At 58.4% G+C, this 560-nt stretch carries 1 pseudogene; it reads left to right on the top strand.

Annotation, left to right across the window (positions count from 1 at the left end):
• A pseudogene (locus JHD74_RS25990) lies at window positions 1–560 on the top strand (filamentous hemagglutinin); the annotation flags it as partial.

Here is a 560-nt window from a genome sequence, read left to right as displayed (position 1 = left end):
TGTTCGTGACAAGGACAACCAGCAACAAAATGTCGCCGACCTGAGCCGGGATACGGAGAATGCCAACGGCAGCATTGCGCCGATCTTCGACAAGGAGAAAGAGCAGAACCGGTTGAAACAGGCGCAGTTGATTGGCGAGATCGGCGGGCAGGCAGCGGATATCATCCGCACGCAGGGTGAGATAAACGGGCTGAATGCGGCGAAAGCCGATCTGGCGAAAGATGGCAAACTGCCGCCGGAACCGGGAAAAAATGCCAAGCAGGAAGAGATTGACCAGTACGTCAGCATCCTGAAAGACACTGCAGCGTATAAAGAGGCCATGAAGCAGTATGGTACGGGCAGTGACTTGCAGAAAGCGGCGCAGGCGGTGACGGCTGCGTTGCAGGGGTTGGCAGGGGGAAATATCTCCCAGGCGCTTGCTGGTGGTTTGAGCCCGTACGCGGCCGAGCAAATCAAGAAGTATACCGGTACGAATGAAACGGCCAACGCGCTTGCCCATGCGGTGTGGGGGGCGATAGCGGCACAAGTGAGTGGCAACTCGGCAGCCGCGGGTGCTGCGG

The sequence above is a fragment of the Serratia sp. ASV30 genome (genome assembly GCF_016428815.1).
Taxonomy (GTDB): Bacteria; Pseudomonadota; Gammaproteobacteria; order Enterobacterales; family Enterobacteriaceae; genus Chania; species Chania fonticola_C.
This window is presented reverse-complemented; position numbering and strand designations above follow the sequence as displayed.